This is a genomic window from Pseudomonas idahonensis, from assembly GCF_037903935.1.
GTDB lineage: Bacteria > Pseudomonadota > Gammaproteobacteria > Pseudomonadales > Pseudomonadaceae > Aquipseudomonas > Aquipseudomonas danubii.
The window spans coordinates 5,161,549-5,178,989 of sequence record NZ_CP149586.1 but is presented as its reverse complement, the minus strand read 5'-3'; the positions used below and the strand labels follow the sequence as shown (position 1 = coordinate 5,178,989).

The 17,441-nt window shown below is 60.3% G+C and carries 19 protein-coding genes and 1 pseudogene; 11 read left to right on the top strand and 9 right to left on the bottom strand.

Going from position 1 to position 17,441, the window contains the following annotated elements:
- Positions 1 to 231 precede the first annotated feature (231 nt).
- Positions 232 to 1,920, top strand: coding sequence for a long-chain-fatty-acid--CoA ligase FadD1 (fadD1, locus tag WIN67_RS23310; RefSeq protein WP_253084650.1), 1,689 nt, complete (start codon positions 232 to 234; stop codon positions 1,918 to 1,920).
- 67 nt (positions 1,921 to 1,987) lie between these two features.
- On the opposite strand, the gene WIN67_RS23305 is transcribed toward fadD1, so the two are convergent.
- Entirely contained in the window at positions 1,988 to 2,365 is a 378-nt protein-coding gene (locus WIN67_RS23305; RefSeq protein ID WP_110594821.1) for a hypothetical protein, read from the bottom strand.
- 213 nt (positions 2,366 to 2,578) lie between these two features.
- On the opposite strand from WIN67_RS23305, the gene WIN67_RS23300 reads away from it, so the two are divergent.
- From WIN67_RS23300 to def, 3 genes are all read left to right on the top strand, one after another.
- Positions 2,579 to 2,770: a CsbD family protein gene (locus tag WIN67_RS23300; RefSeq protein WP_110594819.1), complete on the top strand. Its 192-nt coding sequence runs from the start codon at positions 2,579 to 2,581 to the stop codon at positions 2,768 to 2,770.
- Positions 2,771 to 2,958: 188 nt separating this feature from the next.
- Positions 2,959 to 3,903, top strand: coding sequence for a YihY/virulence factor BrkB family protein (locus WIN67_RS23295; RefSeq protein ID WP_102860618.1), 945 nt, complete (start codon positions 2,959 to 2,961; stop codon positions 3,901 to 3,903).
- Positions 3,904 to 3,905: 2 nt separating this feature from the next.
- Positions 3,906 to 4,445 carry a peptide deformylase gene (gene def, locus WIN67_RS23290; protein WP_102860619.1) on the top strand — a complete coding sequence of 180 codons (540 nt, stop codon included), beginning with the start codon at positions 3,906 to 3,908 and terminating at the stop codon, positions 4,443 to 4,445.
- A gap of 152 nt (positions 4,446 to 4,597) precedes the next feature.
- On the opposite strand, the gene WIN67_RS23285 is transcribed toward def, so the two are convergent.
- Both WIN67_RS23285 and gstA read right to left on the bottom strand, forming a co-directional pair.
- Positions 4,598 to 5,023, bottom strand: coding sequence for a GNAT family N-acetyltransferase (locus tag WIN67_RS23285; protein WP_339070091.1), 426 nt, complete (start codon positions 5,021 to 5,023; stop codon positions 4,598 to 4,600).
- A 323-nt stretch (positions 5,024 to 5,346) separates the two neighbouring features.
- Positions 5,347 to 5,949 carry a glutathione transferase GstA gene (gstA, locus tag WIN67_RS23280; protein WP_102880644.1) on the bottom strand — a complete coding sequence of 201 codons (603 nt, stop codon included), beginning with the start codon at positions 5,947 to 5,949 and terminating at the stop codon, positions 5,347 to 5,349.
- 97 nt (positions 5,950 to 6,046) lie between these two features.
- Between gstA and WIN67_RS23275 the strand changes: the two genes are divergently transcribed.
- The 3 genes and pseudogenes from WIN67_RS23275 (at position 6,047) to WIN67_RS31195 (ending at position 8,751) form a co-directional block, all read left to right on the top strand.
- Positions 6,047 to 6,907 (top strand): LysR family transcriptional regulator, encoded by an 861-nt coding sequence (locus WIN67_RS23275; protein ID WP_339070090.1) that lies wholly within the window; start codon positions 6,047 to 6,049, stop codon positions 6,905 to 6,907.
- 527 nt (positions 6,908 to 7,434) lie between these two features.
- Positions 7,435 to 8,211 (top strand): annotated as a pseudogene (locus WIN67_RS31200) (PAS domain-containing protein); the annotation flags it as partial.
- Positions 8,212 to 8,214: 3 nt separating this feature from the next.
- Positions 8,215 to 8,751, top strand: a complete 537-nt coding sequence (locus WIN67_RS31195; RefSeq protein WP_258010334.1) for a methyl-accepting chemotaxis protein — start codon at positions 8,215 to 8,217, stop codon at positions 8,749 to 8,751.
- Between the two features lie 63 nt (positions 8,752 to 8,814).
- Here WIN67_RS31195 and WIN67_RS23265 read toward each other — a convergent pair whose 3' ends face one another.
- The 4 genes from WIN67_RS23265 to WIN67_RS23250 all read right to left on the bottom strand — a co-directional run bounded on the left by WIN67_RS23265 (position 8,815) and on the right by WIN67_RS23250 (position 11,445).
- Positions 8,815 to 9,321, bottom strand: coding sequence for a hypothetical protein (locus WIN67_RS23265; protein ID WP_339070089.1), 507 nt, complete (start codon positions 9,319 to 9,321; stop codon positions 8,815 to 8,817).
- 183 nt (positions 9,322 to 9,504) lie between these two features.
- Positions 9,505 to 10,248: an NAD-dependent epimerase/dehydratase family protein gene (locus WIN67_RS23260; RefSeq protein ID WP_102860625.1), complete on the bottom strand. Its 744-nt coding sequence runs from the start codon at positions 10,246 to 10,248 to the stop codon at positions 9,505 to 9,507.
- 32 nt (positions 10,249 to 10,280) lie between these two features.
- Complete coding sequence (locus WIN67_RS23255) at positions 10,281 to 10,913, bottom strand: glutathione S-transferase family protein (protein WP_110594812.1); 633 nt, start codon at positions 10,911 to 10,913, stop codon at positions 10,281 to 10,283.
- Positions 10,914 to 11,013: 100 nt separating this feature from the next.
- On the bottom strand, positions 11,014 to 11,445 hold the full coding sequence (locus WIN67_RS23250; protein ID WP_102860627.1) for a PACE efflux transporter: 432 nt from the start codon (positions 11,443 to 11,445) through the stop codon (positions 11,014 to 11,016).
- Positions 11,446 to 11,568: 123 nt separating this feature from the next.
- On the opposite strand from WIN67_RS23250, the gene WIN67_RS23245 reads away from it, so the two are divergent.
- The gene (locus WIN67_RS23245) at positions 11,569 to 12,486 is read left to right on the top strand and encodes a LysR family transcriptional regulator (protein WP_110594811.1); all 918 of its coding nucleotides are present in this window, start codon (positions 11,569 to 11,571) and stop codon (positions 12,484 to 12,486) included.
- Here the strand turns inward: WIN67_RS23245 and WIN67_RS23240 are convergent.
- Complete coding sequence (locus tag WIN67_RS23240; protein WP_273906833.1) at positions 12,483 to 13,412, bottom strand: LysR family transcriptional regulator; 930 nt, start codon at positions 13,410 to 13,412, stop codon at positions 12,483 to 12,485. The two genes, WIN67_RS23245 and WIN67_RS23240, sit on opposite strands and share 4 nt — an antisense overlap.
- Positions 13,413 to 13,478: 66 nt before the next feature.
- Between WIN67_RS23240 and WIN67_RS23235 the strand changes: the two genes are divergently transcribed.
- Positions 13,479 to 14,099 (top strand): LysE family transporter, encoded by a 621-nt coding sequence (locus tag WIN67_RS23235; protein WP_102880637.1) that lies wholly within the window; start codon positions 13,479 to 13,481, stop codon positions 14,097 to 14,099.
- A 6-nt stretch (positions 14,100 to 14,105) separates the two neighbouring features.
- On the opposite strand, the gene WIN67_RS23230 is transcribed toward WIN67_RS23235, so the two are convergent.
- Positions 14,106 to 15,137, bottom strand: a complete 1,032-nt coding sequence (locus tag WIN67_RS23230; protein ID WP_102880636.1) for a LacI family DNA-binding transcriptional regulator — start codon at positions 15,135 to 15,137, stop codon at positions 14,106 to 14,108.
- Between the two features lie 215 nt (positions 15,138 to 15,352).
- Here WIN67_RS23230 and WIN67_RS23225 point away from each other — a divergent pair, with 215 nt between their 5' ends.
- Positions 15,353 to 15,886 carry a gluconokinase gene (locus WIN67_RS23225; RefSeq protein ID WP_102860632.1) on the top strand — a complete coding sequence of 178 codons (534 nt, stop codon included), beginning with the start codon at positions 15,353 to 15,355 and terminating at the stop codon, positions 15,884 to 15,886.
- A gap of 84 nt (positions 15,887 to 15,970) precedes the next feature.
- Positions 15,971 to 17,323, top strand: a complete 1,353-nt coding sequence (locus WIN67_RS23220) for a GntP family permease (protein ID WP_047305702.1) — start codon at positions 15,971 to 15,973, stop codon at positions 17,321 to 17,323.
- The last annotated feature ends 118 nt before the right edge of the window (positions 17,324 to 17,441 follow it).

Sequence of the window (17,441 nt, the reverse complement as noted above, 5' to 3'; positions counted from 1 at the left end):
TTTTTACTCTAAAAATGACTATTAGAATGTCTTGAGTCATAAATGTGACTATTGAGGCCTTTTTTGGCTCTAGGCGGCCTTTTCCAAAGCTGCTACTCTCGGCGCGCTTTGTGACTTCTCGGCCTAAGTAAGAGCCAGACTCACCAACAATAGACACCAATAAAAAACACAGACAAATAATAATCGCATCAAATGCGGTGATGAATTCGCGTTGCTGAGGAGTGGGCTTCCATGATCGAAGACTTTTGGAAGGATAAGTACCCAGCTGGGATTGCTGCCGATATCAATCCTGACGAGTATCCGAATATTCAGGCGGTGTTGAAGCAGTCCTGCCAACGTTTTGCTAACAAACCGGCCTTTAGCAACCTCGGCAAGACAATCACTTACGGTGAACTGTACGAACTGTCTGGGGCCTTCGCCGCGTACCTGCAGCAGCATACCGATTTGCAGCCTGGCGATCGAATCGCCCTGCAGTTGCCCAACCTGTTGCAATACCCGATTGCGGTGTTCGGTGCTATTCGTGCCGGCCTGATCGTGGTCAACACCAACCCGCTGTACACCGCGCGGGAGATGGAGCACCAGTTCAACGACTCTGGAGCCAAGGCTCTGGTTTGCCTGGCCAACATGGCCCACCTGGCAGAGACCGTGGTCCCCAAAACCTCGGTCAAGCACGTGATCATCACCGAAGTGGCGGACCTTTTGCCCACCTTCAAGCGTGTGCTGATCAACAGTGTGGTCAAGTACGTGAAGAAGATGGTGCCGGCTTATCACTTGCCCCAGGCCGTCAAGTTCAATGAGGTGTTGAGCAAGGGCCACGGCCAGCCAGTACAGGAAGCCAACCCTGCCAGCGGCGACGTGGCGGTACTGCAATACACCGGCGGTACCACCGGCGTGGCCAAGGGGGCGATGCTGACCCATCGCAATCTGGTGGCCAACATGCTGCAGTGCAAGGCGCTGATGGGCTCCAACCTCAATGAAGGTTGCGAGATCCTCATCACTCCGCTGCCGCTGTACCACATCTATGCGTTCACCTTCCATTGCATGGCCATCATGCTCATGGGCAACCACAACATCCTGATCAGTAACCCGCGGGATCTGCCGGCGATGGTCAAGGAACTGTCGAAGTGGAAGTTCAGCGGTTTTGTCGGTCTCAACACCCTGTTCGTTGCCCTGTGCAACAACGAAGCGTTCCGCAAACTGGATTTTTCCGCGCTCAAAGTCACGCTGTCCGGGGGCATGGCCCTGCAACTGGCGGCCGCCGAGCGTTGGAAGTCGGTCACCAATTGCTCGATCTGTGAAGGCTACGGCATGACCGAGACCAGTCCGGTGGCCACGGTCAACCCGATCCAGAACATCCAGATCGGCACCATCGGCATTCCAGTGCCTTCGACCTTGTGTCGGGTGATCAACGACGCGGGCGACGAACTGCCCCTCGGGGAAGTGGGTGAACTGTGCGTGAAGGGCCCGCAGGTGATGAAGGGCTACTGGCAGCGTCAGGACGCTACTGACGAAGTCCTCAGCGACGGCTGGTTGAAGACCGGTGACATCGCCGTGATTCAGCCGGACGGCTATATCCGCATCGTCGACCGCAAGAAGGACATGATCCTGGTCTCGGGTTTCAACGTGTACCCCAACGAACTGGAAGACGTCCTGGCTTCCCTGCCGGGGGTCCTGCAGTGCGCAGCGATCGGCGTACCGGACGAGAAGTCTGGCGAGATCATCAAGATCTTCATCGTCGCCAAGCCAGGCGTGACCCTGACCAAGGAGCAGGTGATGGAACACATGCGCGCCAATGTCACCGGCTACAAGGTGCCCAAGGCCGTGGAGTTCCGCGATGCGCTGCCGACCACCAACGTTGGCAAGATCCTGCGCCGTGAACTGCGTGACGAAGAGTTGAAGAAGCTCGGCGTGAAGAAGTAAGCCGCAGCGTCCACAAAAAAGCCCCGCCAGTGCGGGGCTTTTTCATGGGTTCGTAACTTGTGCCGGCTTACTGCTGGAACTGGGCAAAGTTCACGCCGGTGCCGGCCGGGCGCACGTCCTTGAGGAAGGAGTCCTTGTCGGCACTCAACTCCAGGCTCAGGGCGGCCTTGCGCTTGCCTTCATTGCGGATCACCAGGCCTTCCATCTTTTCCCGCAGGAACACGGTCGGCACTTTCAGGTGCAGCAACTGGTTGGTGTCCGGGGTGTGCAGCAGCAGGTGCACCCATTCGTACTGACCAATGGCCAGACGGGTCACCAGGATATCGAACCACCAGATATTGCGATTGCGGTTCAGTTCCGCGAAATGGCAGTTGTTGACGCCCAGCACCGCACCGCCCAGTTCCTGGTTTCTACGGGCAATGGCCTGCTTTTTATCGAGTTTCATAACATTCCTACGGGGATTGGATCTTCAGTGCTTGGCCTGAACAGGTCGAGCATTCTCCCGGGTTGCCCGACAAACATAAAGGGCAACCTCGGGCCTGCGATGAAATGCCTGACGAAAAAATAATTGAAACTCTGCGCAACGGCCACGAGTCAACCTTGGGTAACGACGCAAATCCTCTTTGTTTGATCAATGAATGTTCTACGGAGAAATACCATGGGCAGCACAGCAGATAAGGCAAAAGGTCTGGCCAACGAAGCCATCGGCAACGTCAAGCAGGGTGTCGGCAAGGCCACCGACAACCCCAAACTGCAGGCAGAGGGCAAGTTGCAGGAGAAGAAAGGCGAAGCCCAGCAAGCCCTTGGCAAGACCAAGGATGCAGTGAAAAAGACCATCGACAAGGCCTGAGTACGAGGCCTTCGATGATGCACCGCAGCGGCCATCCTCGGATGGCCGTTTTCATGTGTGCGTTACCGTCGAGAACCCGTAATCAGCCCGTGCGAATGGTTGCGGTTCGCCAACTAGGCTAATTTGTTGTAGAAAACGCCCCCTGAGTCGCCATCGACTTCAACCTTTTTGCGGCGAAAGGAGACGCTATGATTTTTCCGGACCTCAAAGGTTTGCCCCTGCACCGTGTGCTGATCCGCACGGTCAATGAATTCATCGCGGACGAGATGTCCACCTATGCCTCGGCGCTGGCCTACCAGATGCTGTTCTCGCTGTTCCCCTTCATCCTGTTTCTCATTGCCCTGATCGGTTTCCTGCATCTGCCGGACTTCTTTACCTGGCTGCGCCTGCAATCGGAACTGGTGCTGCCGCCCCAGGCCCTGGAGCAGGTGAATCCGGTGATCGATCAATTGCAACAGTCCAAGGGCGGATTGCTCTCCGTGGGTATCGTCATCGCCCTGTGGACCGCCTCGGCGGGCGTGCGCCTGATGATGAGCGCAATGAACGCTGCCTACGATGTGGTCGAGGGCCGGCCGATCTGGAAGCGCTTTCCGCTGTCGGTGTTCTATACCGTGGGCATTGCCGGCATGCTCCTGGCCGCGGCAGCCCTGATGGTACTGGGGCCCCAGGTGATGACCTGGCTGGCTGGGCAGGTGGGCCTGGAAGAGTTCATCGTCACCCTGTGGACCATCCTGCGCTGGCCGGTGATCGTGCTGCTGATGATGGTGGCCGTGGCCCTGATGTACTACGTGATGCCCGATGTGAAGCAGAAGTTTCGCTTCATCACGCCGGGCTCGGTGCTGGCGGTGGTGGTCTGGATTGTCGCGTCCCTGGGTTTTGCCTACTACGTGAAAACCTTCGCTAACTACAACGCCATGTATGGCAGTATCGGCGCGATCATCGTGTTGCTGCTTTACTTCTACATCTCTGCTGCAGTGCTGTTGCTGGGGGCGGAGATGAACGCGGTGATCGAACACATGTCGGCCGAAGGCAAGGAACCTGGCGAAAAGGACTTTGACGGGCCCGGCGATAAACAACACGTATCGGGACTGGGCCGGGATCACTCGCGCCATCCGACCACTGACGAAGCCTGAACATGATCCGTGAAATCCTCAAAATGGGCGATGAACGCCTGCTGCGTATTGCGCCCCCGGTGGCGCCCGAGATGTTCGACAGCCCCGAGCTGTGGCAACTGATCGACGATATGTTCCAGACCATGGAAAGTGTCGGTGGCGTTGGCCTGGCAGCACCGCAGATCGGTGTCGATCTGCAACTGGTGATCTTCGGCTTCGAGCACAGCGAACGTTATCCGGAGGCGGAGGCAGTGCCTCAGACCATCCTCATCAACCCCTTGATCACGCCCTTGAGTCCGCAGCTGGAAGAGGGCTGGGAAGGTTGTCTCTCGGTGCCGGGGCTGCGGGGCGCGGTGCAGCGCTACCAGCATATTCGCTATGAAGGTTTCAGCCCCAAGGGCGAGCCTATCGTGCGTGTGGCCTCGGGCTTTCATGCCCGGGTGGTGCAGCATGAGTGCGATCACTTGATCGGGCGGCTGTACCCATCGCGGATCAGTGATTTCAGCAAGTTCGGTTTCACCGAGGTGCTGTTTCCCGACCTCGATCCCAACGCTGACGCGTAACGCCCAAGCCTAGGCTCTGTACGAAAAGATTTGAGACGAAGGTCAGGCAAGGCGAAAACGGTCGAGGAAGCGGAGTTTACGGGTTGTAAATGAGCATTCCGAGACCGTTTTCAACGCAGCATCACCGAGTATCAAGGCTTTTCGTACAGAGCCTAGGGACCCAGGCAAACGCTGTCGGTCCCCATGGCCAGCAGCGGCTTGCTGCGTTGATAGCGAGTCAGCCGTTCGGCCAGCGGCTGGGGTAATCGGGGCGCGGTGGAAAAACTCATGCGCTGATACAAAGTTTCCAGGTCCGGGTGACAGAACAGCCAGACTGGCCCTTCGACCTGCATCAGCGCCCGCTCCACCAACTGTCCGGCCAGCCCCTGGCCGCGGTGGTCGGGGGCAACGAACAAACCCGTTAGCCAATGCCCCTGGGCCACCGGGGTCAGGCTCATTCCGGCGACGATCCCCTCGTTCCTGGCCACCCAGAGCTGGCCTGCGGACGAGGCCCGCATGGGCGATTGGTGCTGGCGATAGAACTTGTTCAGCAAGGGGCGTGCGGCCTCGGCAAGGAGGCAGATCTGGAGGCTGGACATGGCTTTCCGGGATTGCAACAGGGAGCGGCGTATTATAAAGGAACCCCCGGCCGCTATAGGTGCTATACCTGAGTCCTATCCCGCAGCAGTGGAGTAAAGATCATGTCCAAAGGTATGAACGCCAAGAAAAATGCCAAGAAGAAACCGGCAAAGAGCGCAGACGAGAAGCGCGCCGAGAAAAAAGCCAAGAAAACCGAAGTGAACATCTTCGGCCATTGATCAATTTGACGAAGCCCGCAACGCGGGCTTCGTTTTATCCCTCCTAGAATGGCAGGCGCGGGTTCTGCCTGTTCAGCGCGATTTCTCCATTTACTGTTTCGAACCTACGCCAGCTCCACCGCCAATGCCTCCCGCACCGCCGGCCGCTGCTCGACCCGGGCCTGGAACTTCGCCAGTGCCGGCCAGGCTCCCAGATCGATGGCAAACAGCGCAGTCCAGCGCAGCACGGTGAACAGATAGGCATCGGCGATGCCGAACTGCCCGCCTTGCAGATAATCCTGGCGCTCCAGGGTCTGCTCCAACAGGGCAAAGCGTTTGAACAGCTTCTGCCGGAACACCTCCTTCACACTGTCATCGAGCCCTGGGTTGAACAGCCAACCCATGATCCCGTGAACTTCGCTGGTGATGAAGTTCAGGGTTTCCTGCAGCCTTACCCGTTGCCAGCTGCCATTGGCCGCCGCCAATCCGGCCTCGGGCTTGAGGTCTGCCAGGTATTGCAGGATCGCCGGGCCTTCGGTGAGCACTTCGCCGTTGTCCAGCTGCAGGGCGGCCACGTAGCCCTTGGGGTTGAGGGTGAGGAAATCCTGGCCGTCGGCGGTGCGCTTGCTGCGATTGTCGACGCGGATGGCGTCGAACGGCAGTTGCAGTTCCCGCAGCACGATATGGGAGGCCAGGGAGCAGGCTTGAGGGGCGTAGTAGAGTTTCATCGGCAGGTCTCTGGTTGATGTTCGAGCCAGTGTCGGGGCAGCACTGGCATGGGTAAAATTAATCTTTCAGAAAATGGCCATAAGGAAAGCTACTGCCATGATGAACCTGATGCATTGGCGCTTGCTGGTGGCAATCGCCGAGTGCGGCACCATCACCCGGGCCGCCGAACAGGTGGGCATGACCCAGTCCGGGGCCAGTCAGGCCTTGGCCCAGATGGAAGACATGCTGGGCGTGCAACTGTTCATCCGGGAAAGCCGCCAGGCTTTGCCCACGGCAATCGGTCTACAGGTGCTGGAGCAGGCGCGGGTGATGCTCGGAGCCCTGGCCCAGGTTCGCCGACAAGTGGACACGGCCCGGGGCATCCTCCAGGGCAGTTTGCGCCTGGCGGGCTTTCCCATGGTCCTGGCGAGCTTCCTGCCACCGGTGCTGCGACGTTTCAAGCAACTGCACCCGGGGATCGAGGTGGTGCAGCTGGAGGTCAGCGACGATGAGGTCGAAGCCCTGCTGGAGGCGCAACTGGTGGATCTGGGAGTGGTACTGAATCCGCCTCCCGAGCGTCGTTCGTGGTTGCTGGGTGTCGATTCGTGGGTGGCCGTGCTGCCCCAGGATCACCCCTGGCAGGCCCCGACCATCGAACTTGAAGCCTTGCTGGCGCAGCCTTTTATCCTGGCCACTGGCGGCTGCTCGGTGAATGCCCGCAGCCTGGCGCTTGAAGCTGGAGTGTCGTTGGCGGATGTGCGGATCGAAGTGCGCGAGTGGAAGAGCGCATTCAGCCTGGTGCGTGAACGTTTGGGGGTGACCCTGGTGCCCGAGAGCACCTTGCCTGAACAGCGCCAGGGATTGCGGGTGCTGCCTTTGAGTTGCGCGATCGAGCGCCAGTTCGCCCTGGTGGCGGCGCCGGGGCGGGAGTCGAACGGACTGGTTCAGGCCTTTGTGCAGATGCTCGCTCGGGCCTAGTCGGCGGGCGGTTCCTGGCGAGTCATGTTTATGCCTTGATTGAGACTTTTCGCGAAGGCTTGAGAGGCATTTACAAGTTGTGAAAACAGAATGACTGGTGACCTTGCATAGAGTCGGCGTCTGTCTATGCTTAATTGTGAAAAAGCGTATCGGTCGCTTTTTCAACCACTGTCTCGTGATGTTTCAGCCTTATAACGGCTGTTTGTGGAATGTTCATCCGGGCACGAAATTGACTTCATGAATAAAGACGAGAGTGCGCATTTAGAGGCACCGCAGGATCAGGAGTAATTAATTAGATGGAATTTCTTTTCTTTGTTAGGTCCGACCCGACAGCGGGTCATCAAGAAAAGGATGGCTTGATAAGAGCGTTGCAACATGGACTCTCCGATTAAACATCATTTGTCACCTGACACTTCCTTTCTCATATGGAGAGAGGCGCTTGCCCTGTTAATGGAACGTTGTGGTGGATCAGTTGAAAGACTAGAAACTTCCGTCAATCAAAAGACAGCGTTGAAGGTGATACAACCATGTTTAACCTACATCACAAGGCAGACCTTCTAGAGATCGAGCGCTTTAATTGTGCGTTGACCGAGGCCAATGCCAAGTTGGCGGCGATCAGCCATTCCATGGCGATGATCGAGTTCTCTCCCGATGGCATCGTGCTCGACGCCAACGAAAACTTTTGCAAGGCCATGGGCTATTCCGCGGAAGAAATACGCGGCAAGCATCACCGGATCTTCTGCGAGGAAGCGTTCTACCGCAGTGAGGAGTACGCCAAGTTGTGGCGTGATCTGGGCCGCGGTGAACCTGTCAGCGGCACCTTCCTGCGGCTGAACAAGCGCGGCCAGGAGATCTGGCTCGAAGCCAGCTACATGCCGGTGTTCGATGCCGAGCGTCAGGTCAAGAGTGTGATCAAGGTGGCTTCGGACATCTCCGAGCGCATCCATCTGGAACATGAAAACCAGAGTCTGTTGAACGCCATTGGCCGCTCCATGGCAATTATCGAATTCACCCCGGATGGCAAGGTAGTTGCCGCCAACGACAACTTCCTCAAGACCATGCAGTACTCCCTGAATGAAATACTCGGTCAGCACCACAGCATGTTCTGTCATCGCTCTGAAGCCGAGTCTGCCGAGTACAAGCAGTTCTGGGCCTCGTTGAACCGTGGTGAATACCATTCCCACCGTTTCGAGCGGGAAAACAAGTACGGCCAGACCGTGTTCCTCGAGGCTTCCTACAACCCGCTGTTCGACACCAAGGGGCGCTTGTACAAGGTGGTCAAGTTCGCCAGCGATATCACCCAGCAAGTGACCACTCTGCAATCTGCCGCCGAATCGGCCCACAGTACCTCGGTGCAGAATGATGCCTGCGCCCAGAAGGGCTCGGAGGTGGTGCAACAGACGGTGGGGATCATTCAGCAGATTTCCCACGACCTGAACGAAGCCGCCCGCAGCATTGATGCGGTCAGCAAACAATCGGAGATCATCGGCAGCATAGTCCAGACCATTCGCGGGATTGCCGACCAGACCAACCTGCTGGCGCTCAATGCAGCCATCGAGGCGGCCCGGGCCGGCGAGCATGGACGGGGGTTCGCGGTGGTGGCGGACGAGGTACGCAGCCTGGCGGCACGCACCAGCCAGGCGACGGTGGAGATCGTCGAGGTGGTGCGCAAGAACCACGACCTGTCCATGAGCGCGGTCACCAGCATGCAGTCGAGCCTGAGTCGTACTGGACTTGGGGTCGAGCTGGCCAATGAGGCGGGGGAGGTGATCCTGGAGATTCAGCAGGGCTCAAGGCATGTGGTGGATGCCATCAGCCAGTTCAATTCGACCTTGCAGCTGTAGCCGCGCTTTTGCTTCGGATACAAAAAAGGGTTCCCATGCAGGGAACCCTTTTTGTTGGCGCTGTTACAACGCAGCGAGGAACTTCTCGTCGATCGGCGTGGCGCTGTCCTTGGCCTCTTTCTCTTCCTTGGCCAACTGCATCTTGTCTTGCAGGCGCTGGGCGATTTCCTGGTTGATCGTCAGTTGCCGTTCAGGTGGCAGGTTCCTCAGGTCTTCTTCGGTCAGCCCCATATCCTTGAGGATGCTGTCGCGCAGACGCTGTTCGGGCGTCTTGCTCATGTAGTCCTTGAACTCGCTCAGGGCACCGGTTTCCGTGGCGCTGGTGGCCTGTGGAGTGCTGGTGGCAGGCGGCGTGGCCTGGAGCAGGACACGGGTCTTGGCGAACGCTGCATTGACGTTGTCGTCCACGGTATTGCCTTGCAGGCTGGACTGGGACGTCGGCACGGTCACGGAGTTCTGGGCCTGCTGCAGCATGCCGCTGTACAGCGCGCTGGCGGCAGCGGTGGTCGGGTCCATATCGGTGCGCGAGGTGGGCTGCACCGAAACGGATTTCTGGGCGTTGACCAACATGATCGGGAACCTGTGTGAGAGAACTAGGCTGAAGTTTTAGCAAGTTCCATGCCGATACTTTAGTCATTGAATATCAGGGGGTTAGGGCAATTGTTCTCGGCGGGTGGCCAGTAAGCGGACAAGTCTTGCCGCTTCCTGGCAATTGCCGCCCGCCTGTTTGCCGAGGGGGCGGCGATCAGCGTCTCAGTAAGTGATGGGAATGCCGAAATGCTCCTGGAAGGCATCGTCCACAGGCTCGTACCCCAGGACCTTGGTGGTTTCGCTGAGGTCCAGGCGCTTGAAGCGGTTGTTGGATATGCCATGGCCGATCAGGAACTGCACCCCGGGGGTTTCTACCGCTCGCTGCAGCAGTTGCACAGCGTCCCGAGGGCTGAGCCAGGCGCTCAGGTCGCGGGTGGTGGTCAGTTCGTGGTGTTGCGGGTCCTCGAACGCCCCGATGCGCAGGGCGATGCAGGACAGCCCGCGCCGGGCTGCATAAAAGGCACACAGGGCTTCGCCATAACATTTGCTCACACCGTAGAGGTTGGCCGGCATCACCGGCATGCCCGGGGTGATCTGCCGGTCCACCGGGTAGCCTTCGATGGTCTGGGCGCTGCTGGCGAACACCAGGCGCCGGCAACCGGCGTTCACTGCGGCCTCGAACAGGTAGGTGGTGGCGAGGATGTTGTTGGGCAGCAGTTCGTCGAAGCCGGCAGTGGCGTGGGGGATGCCGGCCAGGTGCACGATGACGTCGATCCCCGGCAGTAGGCGGCTGATGGCTTGCGGGTCATCAAGGTCCAGGCGCACGAAACGGTGGGGCGCCGGGATGTCGAAGTCCGGCTCGACGCGGTCGGTGAGGGTGAAGCGATGGCGCTCCTGGGAGCCCTGGAAAAACACTTTGCCGATCCTGCCGCAGGCGCCGGTCAGTAGTACGTTGAGTCCATCCATGTCGAATCTCCGGTGGGCTGAGAAGGGGCAGGCTAGGGCGTGCCGTTACGTCCATGCAGGACAAAGCCCGGACGTCGGCTGAGGCGTTCGTAGTAGGCGGCCACGGCGGGGAAGTCCGGGTGTTCCATCGGGGTCATCTTCCAGCGATTGACCGAGAGGCCAAGGACGATATCCGCCAGGCTGAAGTCTTCACCGAGAACATAGTTCCCGGTGCTCTCAAGCTGCCGTTCAAGGATCGCCATCTTGCCGTTCCAGGCCAACAGGCTGGCGCCGATGCGCCGGCTGTCCTGGCAATCCGGATGCTGGCGCACCAGGCCCATGAAGGCGTAGCTCCAGGCCGGATTGAGTTCGGTGGCCTGCCAGTCCATCCACTGTTCCACCAGGGCCCGGGCTCGCGGGGCGATGGGCAGCAGGCCGCTGCCGGGGTGCAGGTTGGCCAGGTAGCGGCAGATGCTGTTGGACTCCCACAGGGCCCCGGCATCATCGATCAGCACCGGGACCTGGGCGTTGGGGTTGAGGGCGAGGAATTCGGGACTGTGGGTCGACTGGAAGCCGCTGCCCCAATCTTCCTGCTGGTAGGAAAGGTCCAGCTCTTCACAGGTCCACAAGACTTTCCTGACGTTGATGGACGAGGCTTTACCGAGAATTCTGCAGGAGGTTCCCATGACGCTTCCTTGTTCGTGGCACAGGTTGGCCATGGGAATCTATCAGCGAGCCAGGTTCTCGGCGACGGCCAAATTGCCTCCAGGGGTGTTTTGCCCAGCTTCAGGCCGGATCGGGCAGGGCCGAAGCCGGCAGACCGAAGACCCGGTCGAACAGCCAGTTGAAGGCGAAGGTGTAGCAGGGGATGAACAGGATCAGCGCCAGGTCCAGGAGGAAGGCCTGCACCAGGCTGATGTTCATCCACCAGGCGATGAGCGGGATCAGGAACACGATCAGGGTCAACTGGAAGCCCACGGCATGGGCGATGCGCCGCTTGACGGTGCGGGTGCGCGACGGCTGGCGGCTTTCCCAGCGCTCGAACAGCGTGGTGTAGATGAAGTTCCAGGTCACCGCGATGCTGGTGATGACCACGGCCAGCGGCCCGGTGCTGCTGGGGGACGTGCCGGACAGCAGGGCCAGGCCGAGGGCCGAGAACGTCATGCCGAACACCTCGAACAGGGATACGTAGACCAGTTTGCGTTTCACGCCTTGCATGGAAATTCCTCGGTATTGAATGGCAATGGCCAGGGCTGGACTGGCGCAGGGCGCGAAAGGTAGCTTCAATAGCGATGACAGAAAAAGTCGGAAGCTTTCAGTTTTATTGATAGGTTGCCCCCCATGAATTTCTCCAGTGACAGCATCCAGTTGTTTCTCGCCGTGCTCGAGCGCGGTTCCTTTTCTGCGGCGGCCCGCTCCCTGGGCAAGGTGCCCTCGGCGGTCAGCATGGGTATTGCCAACCTTGAGGCTGAACTGGGTTACGCCCTGTTCGATCGCCGCCATCGCGAGCCGGTGCCGACGCCCCTGGCCCTGTCCCTGGCACCCCATGCGCGGTTGATCGCCGACCAGCTCAAGCAGTTGCAGGTGCACGCCATCGAGCTGTCCCTGGGCCTGGAGAGCAAGCTGTCGATCGCCGTGGTGGATGACATCGACAAGCAGCGAGTACTGGCTGCCATCAAGCTGATTGCCGAGCGCTATCCGCTGCTGGAGGTGGAGGTGCTCAGTGCCCCCCAGGATGATGTGCTGCAACTGCTGCACAGTGGGCGGGTGAGTGTGGGCGTGGCCTTTGCCGGCTTGAGCGTGAATGCCCTGGAGTATTTCCAGTACATCGGCAGCGAGCGGGTGATTGCCTGCATCTCGCCGCGACATCCGGTGTTTGTGGCCAGCGATGGCTCGTTGTACCTGGAGGAGCTGATCCGGTTTCGCCAGGTTGTGGTGGCCAGCCGCGACTTGCCCATCAGCGATACGCGGCCCTTGGTGGGCGAGTCGCTGTGGCGCACCGACAGCCTGGCCATGGCCCTGCACATGGTGGAAGCCGGCATCGGCTGGGGCAATTTCCCCTTGTCGGTGATCCAGCCGCTGCTGGCGGCAGGGCGCCTGCAGAGGCTGAAGTTCAAGAACCTCGACAACGGCTTGTCTTTGCCGGTGCATGCGGTGTGGCTGAAGAACCGGCCGCTGCAGAAGGGCGCCCTGGCCCTGGTGCAGTTGCTCAGTGGCGAAGATCCAGCGCTGGGGCCGCTGCCCGCCCCCGGGGTTTAGCCCAGGGCCTGTTCACGCAACCAGCGCAGCAAATGACCGGCCGCCGAAGCGTCGCTGATCGCCTGGGCGGATAACAGGTAATAGGCGCTGCCGTCGGCGACGAAGTCGAAAGGGGCGCAAAGCAATCCTCCAGCCAGATCATCGCGCACCAGTTGCCAGGGGGCGATGGCCAGCCCGAGTCCCGCCACCGCCGCTTGCAGGCTGAAGTAGAAATGCTCGAAGACTTGCTCCTGGAGAGGCGGGGGAGCAGGCAGCTGCCGCTGTTGCAGCCACTGCTCCCAGGCTTGCGGCCTGGTGGCGCTGTGCAGGCGCGGGGCGTGTTCCGCCAGGGTCGGCTGGCCGTTTGGCGAAGGGGTCCAGTCAGCCAGTTTGTCCGGCCGGCACACGGGGCCAATGGCTTCGTCGAACAGCCAGTGGGCCTGAGTTTCATCGCTCCAGGCGAAATCGTTGCGGCGGATCGCCAGGTCGATGCCGGCGTTGAACGAGAAAGGCCCGCCGCCGGCCAGCAACTGGATTGATATTTCCGGGTGAGCGGCCTGGAACGCCGGCAGGCGTGGAATCAGCCAGCGCATCAGCAGGGTCGGTTCGCAGGACAGCACCAGTGGCGCCTCGGGGTCCGGTGCCCGCAGGCGGCTGGCGGTGTTCTCGATCAGGTCCAGGGCCTGGGTCACGCTGTGCAGCAGTTCGGCTCCGGCCGGCGTCAGAAATACCCGGTGGCTGCGGCGTTCGAACAGCGCCGTGCCCAGGTCTTCTTCCAGGGCGCGCACGGCGCGGCTGATGGCGCCGTGGGTCAGGTGCAGGGCGGCGCCGGCCTGGGTGAAGCTTTCCAGGCGTGCCGCTGCTTCGAAGCAGCGCAAGGCGCCGAGGGGCGGCAGGCGTCGGCGCAATGTCTGTGAGTTTTTATCACTGAGAGTGTCAGTTTTCATCGTTGGCTGTCCCCGTGCCGATCCCCATACAGTAGCGCCTGATTCTATAACCAAGGCGTATGTAACGTGACTGAACTGTTAGTCGTAATCACCATTACCATTCTTGCTGTACTCAGCCCCGGAGCCGATTTTGCCTTGGTAACGCGCAATAGCCTGATGCTCTCGCGCCGCCACGGTGTGTTCACTGCCCTGGGTATCGGGCTCGGGGTTATGCTGCATATCGGCTACAGCCTGCTGGGGGTGGGGGTGCTGTTGCAGCAGTCGCTGCTGTGGTTCACCGCGCTGAAGATTGCCGGGGCGCTTTATCTGATCTATCTGGGGATCAAGCTGTTGCGCGGCTCGGACCAGGGGCCGCACGAGGAGGGGGCGGCGAATGTCGAGACTTCGTCATGGGCGGCTCTGCGCAGCGGCTTTCTGACCAATGCGCTGAACCCCAAGACGATGATTTTCGTTCTCAGCCTGTTTATGCAGGTGATCCAGCCGGGCACGGCATTGCCGGTGCAGATCGGCTACGGGGGGATCATTGTCCTGGCTCACGTGTTGTGGTTCGTGGCGGTGGCGCTGTTTTTCTCGGCACCGGCCATTGCCAGTCGATTGCTGGGGTACAAGCGCCGTATCGATCAGGTATTTGGTGTGGTGCTGGTGGGGTTCGGGCTGCTGCTCAGCGTGCTGAGCCTGCAGCCCTGAAACACCTCAGGTGCTTTCCCGCACCCGCAGCTCGAAGCCCATGTCCACCACGGGCTCGGCCACGCTATTGCCGGCCAGCAGGGTCAGCATCTGCTCGGCTGCACGGCGGCCGATGGCTTCCCTTGGGGTGCTGATACTGCTCAGGCGCGGCACCATGTGTTCCGAGGAGGGCAGGTCGTTGAAACCCAGCACCGCCACTTGCTCCGGAACCTTGATCCCGCAGCGCATGGCTTCCAGCAGTGCGCCCTGGGCCAGGTCGTCGTTGCCGAAGAAGATGGCGTCGACTTGTGGCTGGCTCTGCATCAGTTGCAGGAACAGTTCGCCGCCCAGGCCCACGGAGGATGGGCGTGGGGTCAGCAGTTCCAGATCGGGGTTGTATAGCCCGGCCTCTTGCAGGGCGCGACGGAAACCTTCGCCCCGCAGCAGAGTGCGTTGATCCAGTTGTGCGCCGACGTAGGCCAGGTGCTTGCGACCACGGGAAATCAGGTGCTGGGCGGCAGTCTCGCCCGCGTTCAACTGGGAGAAGCCCACGCAGTTGAGCCCGGCGCCGGGGTCCAGGTCCATCATGTAGACGCAGGGGATGTTGTTGGCCTCGATCATCCGCCGGGCGCTTTCGGTACGGTCAAAACCGGTCAGCAACAGACCCCGGGGCTGGTAGGTCATGTAGTTGCGCAGCAGGTTTTCTTCTTCGTCCCGGGAGTAGTGGTAGTTGCCGATCAGCACTTCGAAGCCCTTGGGCCGCAGGACCTGATGAATGGCTTCCAGGGTTTCGATGAACAGCAGGTTGGACAGCGACGGCACCAGCACCACCACCGACTGGCTCTGGGCCGAGGCCAGGGCACGGGCGGCGGAGTTGACCACGTAGTTCAGCTCCTGCGCGGCCTTCTGCACCTTTTCCACCAGCTCGGTGGCCACGCTGCTGACGCCGCGTAGGGCCCGGGAGGCGGTGATCGGACTGACGCCGGCCAGTCGCGCCACTTCGTTGAGGGTAGGGCGCCCCGTGGTACGGGAGCTTTTATCGTTTTTATGAGGGGTCATCAGACGGCTTGCCAAACAAAATTCAAGTCACTAAGGTAGCGCTGTCCTGAAACAGCTGCAATGCGTGAGCGAGGTGTGCCTGACCCTCACTCTTTGGTTTGGCGGACTATATACGCGGCAACCCACAAAAATGACAAGAAGGCGTCGGCAGACACTGTTTTTGTACTAGAACTAGAACTAGCGAAGGTAGCGCTGTCTGCGCGCTGAGGTGTTACATGAGTCAATCTATTACCGCCCTGGTCATCATGGGTGTTGCCGGCTGTGGCAAATCCAGCGTCAGCCAGGCGCTGTGCCAACGCAGCGGCGCCACGGCCATTGAAGGCGATACGTTCCACCCTGCCGCCAATATCGCCAAGATGAGCGCCGGCATTCCCCTCGACGACGACGACCGTGCCGGCTGGCTCGACAGCCTCTGCGATGAATTGCGTCGGACCCTGGCCGCCGGTCAGCGTCCGGTACTGACCTGCTCGGCCTTGAAGCGCAAATACCGTGAACGCCTGCGCGCAGCGACCCCCGGTCTGGGCTTTATCTTCCTCGAACTGACACCGGCAGTGGCCGCCGATCGCGTGGCACACCGGCCAGGGCATTTCATGCCTTCGACCCTGATCGACAGTCAGTTCGCCACCCTCGAATCCCCCGTGGGGGAGCCGCTCACCCTGGCCCTGGATGCCAGCACCCTGAGCGTCCAGCGCCTGGCCGAACTGGCCAACCAATGGTGGCTGGAGCATGGCCTTGAACCTTCACATTAAGTGCTGGCTCGAAATAGGTAGCGCTATCCCACTCGGCCCTTGTTTTTAACGCTTAAATAAAAACAACAAACCGGAGGCAATCCCATGTTTGGCATGTCCCAAGAGACCTATCTGCTGGTTGATGCAGTGGTCACTATCATCGGCCTGATCGTCTTGATCACCCGATTCAAGCTGCATCCCTTTATTGCTCTGACCATTGCCGCGGGGTTCCTCGGCCTGACCTCGGGCATGCCGGTAGACAAGATCATCAAGGCGTTCCAGGACGGTTTTGGTGGCGTGCTCGGTTTTGTCGGCATCATCCTGGCCCTGGGCACCATGCTCGGAAAAATGATGGCCGAGTCCGGCGGCGCCGATCAGATTGCCCAGACCCTGATCCGTTCGTTCGGCAAGGAGCGGGTGCAGTGGGCGATGATGTTCGCCGCGTTCCTGGTGGGCATCCCGCTGTTCTTCGAGATCGGCTTCGTGCTGCTGATCCCGCTGGTGTTCATCGTCGCCCGGCGCACCGGGGTGTCGCTGATCAAGATCGGCATTCCACTGCTGGCTGGCCTGTCGGCGGTGCACGGCCTGGTGCCGCCGCATCCGGGGCCGCTGCTGGCCATCGGCGTGTTTGGTGCCGACATTGGCAAGACCATTCTCTACGGCCTGATCGTTGCTCTGCCGACGGCCATCATTGCCGGTCCGATCTACGGCACCTTCATCGCCAAATACATCCCGGGTCACCCGTCCCAGGAACTGGTGGACCAGTTGGCCCGTGAAAACACCTCGCAGAACCTGCCCAGCTTCAGCGTGACCTTGCTGACCGTGCTGCTGCCGGTGTTCCTGATGCTGCTCAAGACCTTCGCCGACGTGGCGCTGCCGGACGGGCATTTCTTCCGCATCTGGATGGACATGATCGGCCACCCGATCAGTGCCTTGCTGCTGGCCCTGCTGCTGTCGCTCTACACCTTCGGCTACAAGCAGGGCATCGGCTCCAAGCAGATCCTCGGTCTGCTCGACGCCAGCCTGGCGCCTACCGCGGCGATCATCCTGATCATTGGTGCCGGCGGTGGTTTCAAGCAGATGCTGGTGACCAGCGGCGTGGGTGATGTGATCGGCCACATGGCGGTCAATGCGCAGATCTCGCCGATCCTCCTGGCCTGGCTGGTGGCGGCGGTGATTCGTATCGCCACCGGTTCGGCCACCGTGGCCACCATCACGGGCGCGGGCATCGTGGTGCCGGTGGTGGGGATGATCCCCGGGGTCAACCGCGAACTGCTGGTGCTGGCCACCGGTGCCGGCTCCTTGATCCTGTCTCACGTCAACGACGCGGGCTTCTGGCTGGTCAAGCAGTACTTCAACATGACCGTGGCCGAGACCTTCAAGACCTGGACGGCGATGGAAACCATCCTCTCGGTGGTGGGCCTGATCTTTATCCTGTTGTTGTCGTTGGTGGTTTAAACGGCGGGGTTGTGGGCAAAGGCCCGAAGGGCCTTTGCCCGGTGATCTACCGTCAGCCCTTGATAGGCTTCTGAATCGCCGCGAGTGCTACGCACTCGTTCGCAGCCTGCGGCAGCGG